Source organism: Streptomyces sp. NBC_00080 (genome assembly GCF_045041255.1).
GTDB lineage: Bacteria > Actinomycetota > Actinomycetes > Streptomycetales > Streptomycetaceae > Streptomyces > Streptomyces coriariae.
The window spans coordinates 6685612-6698421 of record NZ_CP108235.1 but is presented as its reverse complement, the minus strand read 5'-3'; the positions used below and the strand labels follow the sequence as shown (position 1 = coordinate 6698421).

At 68.1% G+C, this 12810-nt stretch carries 8 protein-coding genes; 3 read left to right on the top strand and 5 right to left on the bottom strand.

What is annotated here, in order from left to right:
• Positions 1-32: 32 nt before the first annotated feature.
• A complete protein-coding gene (locus tag OHU34_RS29820; protein ID WP_142263963.1) occupies positions 33-533 on the bottom strand; it encodes a hypothetical protein in 501 nt (166 codons plus the stop codon).
• A gap of 251 nt (positions 534-784) precedes the next feature.
• On the opposite strand from OHU34_RS29820, the gene OHU34_RS29815 reads away from it, so the two are divergent.
• Positions 785-1540, top strand: a complete 756-nt coding sequence (locus OHU34_RS29815) for a DUF6879 family protein (protein ID WP_405769175.1) — start codon at positions 785-787, stop codon at positions 1538-1540.
• A gap of 19 nt (positions 1541-1559) precedes the next feature.
• A complete protein-coding gene (locus OHU34_RS29810) occupies positions 1560-2405 on the top strand; it encodes a helix-turn-helix domain-containing protein (RefSeq protein ID WP_405769172.1) in 846 nt (281 codons plus the stop codon).
• A gap of 199 nt (positions 2406-2604) precedes the next feature.
• Here the strand turns inward: OHU34_RS29810 and OHU34_RS29805 are convergent, their stop codons facing one another.
• Together OHU34_RS29805 and OHU34_RS29800 are read right to left on the bottom strand one after the other, a co-directional pair.
• Positions 2605-2808, bottom strand: coding sequence for a DUF397 domain-containing protein (locus OHU34_RS29805; protein ID WP_405769169.1), 204 nt, complete (start codon positions 2806-2808; stop codon positions 2605-2607).
• Positions 2805-3635 carry a helix-turn-helix domain-containing protein gene (locus tag OHU34_RS29800; RefSeq protein ID WP_405769166.1) on the bottom strand — a complete coding sequence of 277 codons (831 nt, stop codon included), beginning with the start codon at positions 3633-3635 and terminating at the stop codon, positions 2805-2807. The genes OHU34_RS29805 and OHU34_RS29800 overlap by 4 nt, the downstream gene beginning before the upstream one ends.
• 175 nt (positions 3636-3810) lie before the next feature.
• Between OHU34_RS29800 and OHU34_RS29795 the strand changes: the two genes are divergently transcribed.
• On the top strand, positions 3811-4401 hold the full coding sequence (locus tag OHU34_RS29795; protein ID WP_405769163.1) for an ATP-binding protein: 591 nt from the start codon (positions 3811-3813) through the stop codon (positions 4399-4401).
• On the opposite strand, the gene pglX is transcribed toward OHU34_RS29795, so the two are convergent.
• Together pglX and pglW are read right to left on the bottom strand one after the other, a co-directional pair.
• Positions 4328-7954: a BREX-2 system adenine-specific DNA-methyltransferase PglX gene (gene pglX, locus OHU34_RS29790; protein WP_405769160.1), complete on the bottom strand. Its 3627-nt coding sequence runs from the start codon at positions 7952-7954 to the stop codon at positions 4328-4330. The two genes, OHU34_RS29795 and pglX, sit on opposite strands and share 74 nt — an antisense overlap.
• On the bottom strand, positions 7951-12678 hold the full coding sequence (gene pglW / locus OHU34_RS29785) for a BREX system serine/threonine kinase PglW (protein WP_405769157.1): 4728 nt from the start codon (positions 12676-12678) through the stop codon (positions 7951-7953). Before pglW ends, pglX begins: the two co-directional genes overlap by 4 nt.
• Positions 12679-12810: the final 132 nt, after the last annotated feature.

Here is a 12810-nt window from a genome sequence, read left to right as displayed (position 1 = left end):
GGGACCGAGGACAGGGGCCAGCGTAGGGCTGTTCAGTGGCTGTCGGGGACCTTGTTGTCACACGGCGAGCAGTCCGTGCCGTCGATCGCCCACAGCTCCTCGTCGGTGTCGAAGCCGATGGACTTCAGGAAGTCCGCCGTGCGCAGGCACAGACCGTCGCGACGGCGCTCGATGAACGGGGCGTGGTGCTTGTAGCGGCCCGCGTTGTACGCCTCGCAGAGGGCCCACCACACGGGCGTGTCAAGGATGAGCTGGTGAACGCCGATGTCGACGAGCTTGCCGACCCCGAGATGGACCTCCGGGTGCTCCATGCAGCCGATGGTGTACATGACGGCGTTGCCGAGGACGCGTTCGGCCATGTCGCGGACCATCGTGTGGTCGCGCAGCAGCAGGGCCACTTCGCGGTCCCAGAGGGTCATGCCGCCGTCCAGCACGTTGATGGTCAGGTGCTTGATGCGGGGCTGGACGGCGTTGAGGAGTTCCTTCGGGTCCCGCGTGCGGGTGCTCACGGGCCGGTCGAGCGTGACGGTCATGGACTGCTCCTTCGGACAAAGGTCGTGCTTGTTCGGATGCGAGCCCGTGCCGCCTGTCGGCCTCTCCTGGGCTGGCCATGAACGAGACGGTAGGGAAGGGCAGGGACTGGGAGACAGAGAAGTTCCTCGAAGTTGCTTGACTTCGCGAGTGAGTTCCCCGAAGTTCCTCATATGGCCCGTCTGAACAGCGCACATGAGGCGCTGCCCGTGGGGAGGCTTGACACATTGGTCCCCCGCGAAAGGAACTGCTCATGGTGCGAAGGCTGCGCTTCAACGGGACGGGTAGCGGCGTCAACGGGTGTCCGTCTGTCCATGAGGACCTCGACACGGGCGAGGTCATCGTGCACGGCCCGCCGCTCACCGACCCCGAGGACATCGCCCGGCTCCGGCACCTGGGCGAGGGTGAGGTGCCGGTCGTGGTGCCACGCGAACTCCTCGTGGATTGGGGGCCCAAGGATATGACCCGCAAGGCGAAGGTCATCGGCCTGGACGAGTTCGACCGGCTCTTCACCCAGTTCGAGCACACGGCCTGGCGGCTGGAAACTCGGCGTCGCTACGCGTCGGACGAGGTCACCGAGACCTACGCCCAGTTCACCCGAGGTGAGCCGGTGGACTGGGACGACCAGGACTCGGAATGGTGTGCCAACCGGCGCGCACAAGCCGCGCTCGGCAAGCGAGTGGGACGGGTGCGCATCGTCGACGACCCGCCCACGACAGGACAGCTGTACTTGCTCGACAACGCACGCCGCAACAGCGCTGTCGGCGAGCGGATCATGAATCTCCGGCGCGTTGACGCCGACCGGCTGCACCTCCCCTCCGAAGACTTCTGGATCTTCGACTCACGAATGGTCGCGTTGCTCAAGTTCGACGATGCCGACAACCTGGTAGGTGTCGAACTGATCACGGAGCCCGCCGAAGTGGTGCGGTACTCCATGGTGCGCGACGCGGCCATGCATCACGCCGTCCCCTACGAGGAGTTCGCGGCCGGCCTGGCCGTGAAGGAGTAACAGAAACAGGTGCGTACCGGTGAGCACGGACTACCAGAAGGCACGCGAAGCCCTCGGGATACGCCTCCGGGAGCTTCGGCTGTCAGCCCCCGGTGGCCGTCTCACCGGTACCGAACTCGCCGACAGGTGTGGATGGCACAAGTCGAAGGTCAGTAAGCTGGAGAACGGCCGGACTACACCAACGCCCGACTGCCTGCGCAGGTGGGCGGAGGCAACCGGCCAACCGGAGGCGTACGACGAACTGCTCGGGCGGCTGCGGGGCTTCGAGTCGCACATACGGTCATGGCGGCGACAACTGGCCTCTGGGCACAAGGCGGTCCAGGACACTCATCTACGCGCCCATGCCGACGCCTCTGTATTCCGTGGCTGGGAGTCGTCCATGATTTTCGGGATTCTCCAGACGCCGGACTACGCGCAGTCGATCTTCACGAGATACGCGGAGCTACAGAGATCGCCGCGCGACACCGAGCAGGCAGTGCGCTCCCGGATGAAACGGCAAGAAGCGCTCTACGACTCGCCGAAGCGTTTCCACCTCATCCTGTGGGAAGCCGCCCTGCACGCCCAGATCTGCCCTCCGTCGGTGCTCGCCGCCCAGCTCGACCGCCTCATGGGAGTCATCGGCCTCACCACGGTCGAACTGGGGATCATCCCGCTCTCCGCCGCCCTCAAGATCCCTCCGGCCACCGCCTTCTGGATCTACGACGACCGCAAGGTGATCGTCGAAAACTGGCACGCGAAGTTGTGGATCGAGGACGAAGCCGGTGTGGACACCTATCTGCGCACCTGGAGGACACTCCGGGAGTCCGCGGTGTACGGCGTTGACGCGCACCGTCTCATCAGTGCGGCGCGGCGGGCGTTGCACTGACCGATCCGGACGGCAGGCCATGCTTCAGAGGAGCGACTCTCATCAGCTCGCGCACCAGCCCCTCCCCTACGGGCAGCCGCTCATCCCCATAGCGGACAAGGGCCCGTAGCCCTGATGCCGAACGCGGGAGGGTCTGCCCCCCGTTGAGAGAAGCGCTGGGCCCTCGGCACGTGCACACCTGCCGAGGGCCCAGCGCCTGTCAGAGTGCCGCGAACTCGATGAACGCGGTCCACGCCGTGGGGTCTACGGTCAGTGGGGCACGGGTTGTGTCCTTTGAGTCGCGGACGTGGACCCTGGTGGGGCGGACGGCGACCTCGACGCACTGGCCCCCGTCGCCAGCGCTGTAGCTGCTCTTGAACCATGCCAGGGCATCGGTGTCCGGCCCTGTCTCTTCCCCGCTCATCTCTCTCCCAGCAACTTCTCGATCAACGCCAGCGATTCTGTCGGAGTGTGGGCCTGCGCGCGAAGGATCCCGTACGTACGCTCAAGCTGCCGCACCTTGTGACGCTCTGTGTGCACACGGCTGTCGCCTTGTACCTCCGTGTACGCGATCCTGCGCCCATCCTTGGCTTCCATCAAGGTGAACGGTCCAGCGAGTCCCGCATGTTCCTGGCGGGACAACGGCATCACCTGGATTACCACGTTGCGCTTCTCCGCGATCAGCATGAGGTGCTCCAACTGGCCTCGCCAGACAGCCTCTCCGCCGAGTGGCCGGAGCAGGACAGCCTCCTCGATCACAAAGCTCAGATGCGGCGCAGGGCGGCGGGAGAAGATCTCCTGCCGTGCCAGTCGTGCGGCTACTCGCTGCTCCATGAGCGCTTCGTCCAACAGCGGCTGCCACATGGCGAACACCGCTCGCGCGTACTCCACCGCCTGCAACAGGCCGTTGACCAACTGAGTGTCATACACATGCAGCTCGACGGCCTCGGCCTCCAACTTGGCCGCATCCCGGAAGAAGGCTGGATACTGAGCCCGAGCCACCTCCTCCTTGCTCGCGCTCAACACCCCACCCGCGTCCAGCACTTCATCCGCCCGGTCGATGAACTTCGGCGGCGGGATACGTCTCCCCTGCTCGAACGAGGCAATCGTCGAGGCCGAGTACCCGGTCAGCGACCCGAGCTTCGCGCGGTCCATCCCCGCCCGCTCCCGGAACAGCTTCAACTGCCGTCCGAACACGCACAACACGCCTGTCCCGACCTCATACTCCGGCTGCTGAACCTCGTCGTCCACGCCGCGACTCCTCCCGTACGACCACCACAGCCACCGGACTCCGCCCGCCCAACGCACGGCCTGGGAACCGGTCACGCCCGACCCACGTACAAGCGCACGGCCGACGTGTACAGCCCGCACCCGTCAGCGCATCGCTCCTGGTCAACGCTACGCAGAGTCCGCGACCGTTAACCCCATGAAGTCAGCAACTCCCCCGAACGGACATATGCCACAGCCCTCGGCACTCGAACGCGCGTTCACCATGCGCTTCACCTCGACCCCACGCGGCGCCCGCCTCGCCCGCCGACTCGTCTCGCACCGCCTGAACGACTGGGGCCACCCCTACACGAGCCCGGTCAACGAGACGCTCACCCTCATCACGGCGGAACTCACCGCCAACGCCGTACGCCACGGCCACGTCCCCGGCCGGGACTTCCACCTCCATCTCACCCTGGCCGAGGGCATCGCCCGCATCGAGGTGACCGACACTCGCGCCGAGAAACAGCCTCTGGCCAGTCCCTCGACGACCGACTCGCTGTCCGAGTCCGGCCGGGGCCTGCTGCTCGTCGCCGTCCTCGCGGACGACTGGGGTGTCAGCCCTCGTTGGGCCGCTCCGGGCAAGACAGTGTGGGCGGAGCTGCACGCGCGGACCAAGGGCCACCCGCTCACGCACTGGGTGGCCCCTGAACCGACGGACCTCGATCTACTCCTGGCTACTGCTTCACTGCTGCGCGACGACCTCGGGTCGCGGCCAGAGGACGCCAGCCACGGAGGTCGTCGTCAGTGAGTCCGTGCTCACCCTGCTTCTGCTGGCGGTAACCGGCGAAGAAGTCCGCCGGGGAGCCGCTGTAGAGCATGTCGAACTCGTTGTGCCACTGGGACAGCCACGGCTGGAGTTCCAGCAGGCCGGCGAGGAACGGCGTGATCTCCTCGGTGGACAGCGCGGTGTTGGTGAAGTACGTGGCGAGGGCCTGCGCCTGCTCGCGCTGGTCCCAGCCGGCCCACCCGTACAGCTCGGGGGTGGCGGCGTTGGTCTGCCCGTAGGAGATGAACCGCTCCTTGGGCACGTCGAGCTTGCCGCGCGCCCTCCAGTAGGAGGGGCGGAGGAAGTCGGCCGAGGTGTACTTCGGCGGTACGGGGATGGAGTCCCGGATCTTCCGCTTGGCAGGCTCGTCGGGAGCGTCGTCCTCCTTGCGCTGGAGGTTCCAGACCTCTTCCCAGTCGGCGCGCTTCTTCAGCCCGGACGGCTTGTAGCGCAGGGCGGAGAGGAACGGCACGTGCTCGTCGGTGATCAGCTCGGAGACGACCTTCGCGAGTTCCTTGCGGGGCGCGTAGAGCTTGGCGACGGAGACGAAGTCCTCGTCGCGGGAGAGGGCGTCGGTGAGCCGGGACAGGGTGAGGATGGTGGGCTGACCATTCTCGTCGAACCAGAGGTCGCGGTTCTCCATCCGGTCGAACAGCCAGGAGCGCAGGGCCTTCTCCTGGAGCGTATCCCAACCCTCGGTGGCCCAACGGCGCTTGTACTCCGGGCGCTCGACCATACCGATGGCACGGTTGGACTCGATGGCGTCGATGCGCTTCTGGACGACCTCGCGGTAGAGGGCGGGCCAGTGGGCGGGGATTTCCGTGATGGGAGTGGAGTTGTGCCGCCTGAACCACTCGCCGCTGGCTTCGCCTGCCGCGACGCGGCGAGCGAGGACAATCTCGAAGGCGCGCTCGCCGAGGGCGAGTTCGGGGATGCTGGGGTCGTCGGGGTCTTCGTGGACGCGGAGATCCTCGGAGTGGAGGTTGTAGAGGGAGTAGACCTGCCAGTCCAGTTCCTCTTGGAGGGCGATCATGCGGGCGCGGGTCGTTTTCCAGCGGGCCCCGGCTTCACGGAGGACGGTGGCAGTGGGGGCGGACTTGGCTGCCACGGTTGCGGGGCTGGTGACGGTGAGCTGTTGGGCGAGGGTATCGAGGGCGGCGGCAAGGGCAGTAGGGCACTCGGCAGGTAGTGGGAACTCCTGGAGCTTTGTACCGGTGAACTCGTAGAAGCGCTCCCATACTTGCGACTTATAGCCCTCATTTACGCCCTGACTGCCCTTGTCGTGGCTCACCATCTTGAGCCAGAACCCAGCCGTGGAACTATTGAGCAGCCCAAGCAGCCGCAGATGATCCTCCTCACTCGCCCCCTCCCGCAACTTGATCACGGGCGCGGTCCTAGTGAAGGCATGCCCACTACGGTCCAGCACCACGTGATTATGTGTGGCGACGAAAGCGAAGTTGAGAGACCACGGATGCGCGCCCATATCCTTGGGCAGTTGGTGCCACTCCCACCACGGCCGACCATCTCTGAAGTAGGTCCCTCCCGTGAACGTCGAGCGGTTACCCAACTCGGTCCGGCTCGGCCACAGCAGACGAGCGATACTGGGCATCGAGTTGAGGGGTACGATGGAACGCCTCAAGTCGTATGGATGAATCACGGAGTTGCCGCCAGCGATCGCATAGTCCCGGACTTCGTCTCCGACACCGATTCGTTTGACGAACTCCGGCTCAGCACCTCGATGCTCAAGCGTCCGAGCTGGCATCGTCAACGCGTCGTCCGCATGGGTATCCCCATAGAATCCGATCCGGACGATGTGCGGCTTGAGCGCTGACACACGAGCCGTTGCCAGCGCTTCCACCAACTCCGATCCGCCGTCAGTCAAGATCCAGGGCTTCTTGGCGAAGTATCGCGCTCGGTCCAGGTCGTCCACGGACACCCACTGACTCACCGAGCCCGGCTTGTCGATCTGCTCAACGATTGCTCGCCAGACCAGCCCCTCCTCTGCGTTCTCTGGCGCGGCAGGCTCGCCCTGCACGCTTCGGACAGTCCGAATGACCGGCGATCGACCGGCTCCGCCTCGCTGCTTGCCAACCAGGATGACCGTAGGCGTCCCGTGCCCCGGAATGTAGGCACCTGACGTGTCGACGACCTCGGTCAACTCCACTGCATGCCCGAAGTAGCTCTCAATTAGCTTCGTCCCAAACTCACGCTTCATGAAGGAGTTGGCGGTGATCTGCCCGACCATGCCGTACCCCCGTCCCTCGGCATCCCCACGCTTGGCCAGGTCAAAGAACCTCTGGGCAAACGGAACCGAGAGCGCATATGTGCCCGCGCAGGCCGGATACAGTTCGCGATACAGCTCGTTGAGCTTCTTGTCCTTTACCGTGATGTATGGCGGATTTCCCACCACCACGTGATACCGCCCCGGCCGCAAGATGTCCTGGTACTCATGAACGTCCTCCGTGGCGTACTTGAACTCGGCCAACTCGTCGACGAAGCCCGCATCGACCTCGCCGAACAAGTTGTCCTGCTGTGAGCGGCGGGACTTGATCAGCGAGTCTCCGACCGCCAGAGACACCTGCCAGTCGTACTTTGCCGCCTTCGCCAACGTCCGCACACGCCCCGCCGCCATCGCCGCAACCAACAACCGGAACCGAGCAATAGCCACCGCGAACGGATTGACGTCCACACCGTGCACCGACCTCAGCGCGGCTGCCACCCGCTCGTGCACGTCCTTACCCGGCTGCCCCTCCGCCCACAGCCGAACCAACCGCCGGAACGCCCCCAACACAAAGTGCCCAGACCCACACGTAGGGTCGATCATCTTCAGTTCCTCGTACCCGAACTCCCGAACCGCAGGATTCATCGTCCGGTCCAGGATGAACTCCTCCACGAACTCAGGCGTTTGGAGCAGCGCGTACGTCTTACGGGCGGCCTCGCTCAGGTCCTGGTACAGGTCGCCCAGAAACCGGGTGTCCCAGCCCTCCGTACCGTCCTCGTTCAGCGGGTCGGTGAAGTCGTGGACAAGGACGCCCGCCTCGTCCCTCTGCCGCCAGAACTCAACCAACTCCCGCGCGCCGTCGTGCGAAAGCGGGATCTGGTACAGCGGGTTGTGGTCACTGTCGAACAGCAGCCGTCCGGCCTGCCCGTCGCCCAACTCTGCAAAGGCTCGGCGCAGCCACCCCCGGTACGTCGGATCCTCGTCCGACTCCACATACGCGTCGTACCGAGACTCCGCCAGCTCCCGCCGGTCACCGTCCGGCCCCGTCAGATACGGCTCCGGGATCAGCCGGTTGTCCTCGCAGAACCGTACGAAGACAGTCCCCAGCACCCACGCCACCGCGACCTGCGTGACCCGCTCGTCCAGCCACGAGGTCCATGTCGCCGCCGTACGCCCCAGCTTGCGTGCCTGGTCGTACTCGGCCCTCAGGCGTGCGCCGACATCGCCCAGCGCCTTCACCTGGCGCCCGAGGTCGGCTTCGACCGCCTTGACCTGCTGCTTCAGGTCGTTCAACAGAGCCTTGCGGTCGATCACTTCGCGTCTCCCTCGACACCACTGGCACCAGCACTTGCCACAACCTCGCCGGACCCCCGATGGGCGTTGCCCACCCACGTGTCCGGAAGCTGAATCCACTCCCCCAGGCCGGCCTGGTACGGCACGGCCACCTGCCCGAGCCGGGGCTCACGCGACGGGTCGGCCTGCGGGACCAGGAGCCACAACCCCCGCCCGCCGCGCCGGGCCGCCGACGCCAGCCGGTCCAGGACGCCCATCGCGTCGTACCGCGCGAACACCCCGGCCTCCGTCAGCAGCACAGGACCGGCAGGCCCAACAGGACCGGCGCCGCCACCGCCGCCACCATCACCCAGCAGCTCCGCGATCCGGGGTTCCACCGCGCCCCACGCCGTCCGCACGTACTCCGCGAACCGCACCGCACCCTTCGAACCCGGCTCGGCGGCGTCCGCCTTGAGCAGCGTCTCCCAGGTGGGCTTGGTGCCCGGAGTGACCTGCGCGTGCAGGGCCTCCAGGAACAGCTCCGTCACCGACACCGCGTCCGTGCCCAGCCGCCCGGCGCCCAGCTCCCGCACCGCGTCCCGCACCAGCTGCTGCCGTACGGTCAACACCCGGTACCCGTCCCGGCGGGCCGACGCGAGCAGCCGTTCCTCCGCGCGAACCGCGCCCGCGAGCTGCGGGTCGTCGGCGTACCGCGTCACCGCGCCCGTACGCGTCGACTGCCGCCACGCACCCGTCGTCAGGTAGCTCGACGCGTCGTCCACCCGCGTCGGCAGGTAGCGCAGCACGCCCTCGCGTTCGTGCATGCTGAGCGACAGTTCGAAGCCGGCGTCGCGCAACGCCTTGGTGAGCGGGCCGCCCGTCGGTAGTTCGTGGGTCGTGCCGCCACGCCCGTCGGGGACGACCATCTCCGGGAAGCGAGCACGGACCCGCTCGTGCACGGCCTCACCGGTCAGGCCCGGCTGCTGCCCCTCCGGCATACCCGGGATCCAGCGGACGAGCCCGGCCTGCGTGAGACGCAGCGCCCTGACCAGCGGCAGGTCGCGCGGGTAGATCTCCAGGCGCGGCGTGGCGGCGGCGTTCACGGAGGCCGCGGCCGCCAGCTCCACCATGCGCCGCTCATCCCAGTCGACCGTGCCCGGCGGCACCGTCAGCGCGCTCAGCTCGGCCAGGACGGTCGCGGCCGTCGGCAAGGTGTCCAGCTTGGTGAGCCGGTCGGCCGTCTTGCCGAGGCGAGTCGCGTACTCCAGCAGGCCGGGGGCCGTCGGGGTGTCCGGGCCGTCGTTCTCGCGCACGTCGAGCGCGAGCAGGCCGGCGCCCAGGGACTCGTCCGTCGCCTTGCGGTTCGGCTGGTGCTGGAACTCGGCTTCCTGCGGGAGCAGTTGCTCGACCTCGACCACGGCCCGTACGGCCGCCAGCGCCATCGCCCGCCGCTGTTCACGCCCCGCGAGATGCGTGCCGCGCCGGACCGCCAGGGCATCCGCGATCTCCACCGCCGAGGCGACGCGCCCCATGCTCACCAGGAGGTCGATGATCTCCTCGCGCAGTGCCTGGACGGCGGGCTCCGCCTTCCAGCGCTTGCGCTCGTCCTTGAGCATCTGCGGGATACGGCCGTGGCTCAGCCCAAGGCCCTCCGCGACATCCTTCTGCTTGGGCCAGACGCCGATGTCCGGCAGAACCCCGTGCTCGTCGGGCAGGCGCAGCAGCAGCCGCACCATCTCCGCCTTGTTGCGGTTGGAGCCGTTGTTGTTGACGGCGGGCACGAAGACGGTGGCGAGGGTGTCGAGGCTGACCGAGCGCAGCGTGCGGGCGGGCAGCGCGCCCGCCGACTCACCCGTCGCGAGGCGGCCCACCAACGCAGACTCGGCGGCCGTGAGCTGCTCCAGCTCCTCCCTGGCCTCGGCGCGGCCCTTCGGCGTGAGCGGCGAGACGGGGATCTCGCGTAGCCGCTCGCCCCACTCGCGCTGCCGCTGCTGGACCTCGTTGCGGGTCTTCGCTCCCAGTCCGGGGGCGTTGACGAGCTTGCGGCGGCTGTAGTCGAGCAGTTCACCGACAGTCGTGATGCCCAGGCCGTACAGGAACGACTGGGCAGCGGGCGTGAGCCCGGAGACTGTCAGCGGAGTATCCCGCGTGACCTCGGCGGCGAGGCGGTCGCGCTGCTGCTCGGCGGTCTCCGGCTCGGCGTCCGCGATCGCCACCTCGGCGGCGCCCTCGGCGGGTGTCCCCTCCCCCGTGGTCGCGGGGGCCGGGTGGCGGGAGCGGTGGCTGGACGGGACGGTCTGGGAGGCGTCGAGGAAGACCTTGCGCCAGGCGTCCCGCATCGGCTTCAGCTCGGGGTACCGCTTGCCGGCGTCGCGGTGCAGGGCCTTCTGGAAGAAGGCGACGAGACCGTCCCGTACGGCCGGGTCGAAGGCCTCGGCCGCGATGGTCGGGTACGGCCACTCCTTGGCATCGGTCATGCGGGGCAGGACGCTGCCGTCGCCCCACTTGGGCAGCTCGCCGGAGGCCATCTGGTGCAGGGTGACGGCGACGGCGTACCGCTCGGCGTGGGAGTCGTAGGAGCCGCGGGTGATGACGTCGACGAAGGGGTCGAGGTAGCCGTCAGTGCCCGCGTTGGTGCTCTTCGCCGGGTAGCCGGCGAGGGAGAAGTCGATGAGGACGAGTTCGCGGGTGCGGTTGGGGCGGATACGGATGGCGATGTTGTCGGGCTTGATGTCGCGGTGCCAGACGCCCTCGCCCTCCAGGAAGTCGACGGCTCCGAAGAGGTAGTCGCCGTACGCCTCCAGCTGGTCGACCTGGAGGCGGCCGTTCTCGCGGAGCTGGCGGGAGACGGTCTCCTCACGGCGGCGCGGGCGTGCGCCGCCCTCGGTGCCCTGTCCGCTGTCGTCGCGCTCGTCGCCGACGTACTCCAGGGCCAGGACGGTACGGCCGCCGATGTGCAGCGGCTCGGGTTCGACGAGGCGGATGATGCCGGAGTGGGGGCGCAGGCGACCCATGGCCTCGGCCTCGCGGGCGAGGATCTCGCTGCGACTGTCGGAGAGGGCGACCTTCAGCACGGCCAGCGGGCGGGTCCTGCGGGCTTCGGCCTGGAGGTCGCGGACGAGGAAGGCGCGGCTGGTGGAGCCGGTGCCGAGGCGGCGGCGGATCTCCCACCGGCCGGCGAACACGTCACCGGCGACGGCCTCCAGCGGGTCCTTGTCGGCGGCGGTCTCGTCGTCCTCGTCGGCCGGCCCCTCCGGGGCGGTGGCCGCCTGGGCCGGGGCGGTGAGGGAGTCCTCGACGACCTCCAGCAGTTCCAGGAACTCGTCCACGCTGGACAGGCGTTGGCCGGGGCGGTAGGCGGTGGCGGCCTGCACCAGATCGTCCACGTCCTCCGACAGGCCGTCCACCAGGGAGCTGGGGCGCAGGCCCTCCCCCGCCTCCAGGCGGGCCAGCAGCTCGGCCTGGCTGGCGGCCGGGGCCTTGCCGGTGACCAGCAGGTAGGTGAGGACGCCGAGGCCGTACACGTCGAGGTGGACCGGGTCGGGGTTGAGGGCGGTGAGTTCGGGGGCGAGGTAGGCGTCGGCGTCGTCGGCCAGGTGCATCGAGGACAGGGCGGTCGGCGCGAAGCGGGTCATGCCCTGGCCCTGGGAGGAGTCGCCGCTGCGCTGGGTGGCGATCTGCCAGTCGGAGATCTGGAGGTGCGGGGTGAGCCAGGCGGCCTCCTCCCCCACGGCCCGGCCCTTCCCGCCGCGCGGCCGGGGGACGACGAGCACGGAGCGGGCGGCGAGCGCCCGGTGGTGGATGCGGCTGGAGTGCGCGGAGCGCATGGTCTCGGCGAGCTGGCGGACAAGCGCCATCCGGCCGAGGATGTCCAGCTTCTCGCCGTACTGGACCAGGTACTCGTCCAGCTTCAGGGTGTCCGGGTGGTAGTCGAAGATCAGCGCGGGGCCGGCGGCGTGCCCGGAGGGGAAGTACTGCTTGAGCTCGACCACGCCCGGGTGCTTGAAACGGCCCAGCACCGCGGCCTCACGCCGGGCCGCGTTCTCGACGGACTGGCGCAGGGAGGCGTCCGAGCCTCGCTCGCTGAGATAGATGCGGACGCGGGCGGCCTCGGGCAGGTCGCTATGCCGGGCGAGGTAGTCCGCCCACGTGGGCCCGGAGTCGAAGGACTTCCGCTCCAGCTCGTACGGGCCGACCTTGTACTGCGCGTCGCTCTTGCGGATGCCGATGTTCTTGAGGGCCGCCTCGATCTCGCGCGAGCCGATCGCCGTGATGCGGCGGCGCTCGTCGCGCGGGGGCTCCTTGAGCATCTCCACCAGCTGGTGGATGGTGTAGACGCCGTTCTGGTCGTGGGCGGGCAGCCGTACACGAAGGCTGTTGTCCGTGAAGCAGACGGCCTCGGCGACCCAGACTCGTCTGTTGCCGGGCAGCGCGAGCAGGCCGGCCAGTTCCTTGGCCTTGCGGTTGACCAGGTGCAGCGGGTTGCCGTGCGTACGGCGGCGGCCACCGGGAGTGGTCTGCACCCAGGTGCCGTTCTCCGAGGTGACCGAGCCGTGCCAGTCCTTCAGCTCGATCATGCAGACGCCGCCGGGGGCGACGACCAGCAGGTCGACCTCGCGGACGTGGCCTGTGTTCGCGGTGAAGGTGAAGTTCGACCAGGCACGCCAGGGGTCGGAGTCCGGCAGCTTCTCCCGGATCGCGTCCAGGCCACGGCGTTCATGATCGAACTCGGACTCGGTGACCGTGACCCACCGGCCTTCCCGCATGCCTGTTCCCCGCTCCTCGTATCCCTCGAGGTCGCCTCAGCCCAAGGTCAGACCCCTCACGCAGATCCTAGTGGGTGCCAGTGACATGAGAAGAGGTCGTGAAGAGCGGGACTACAGGACATTCACCTCACA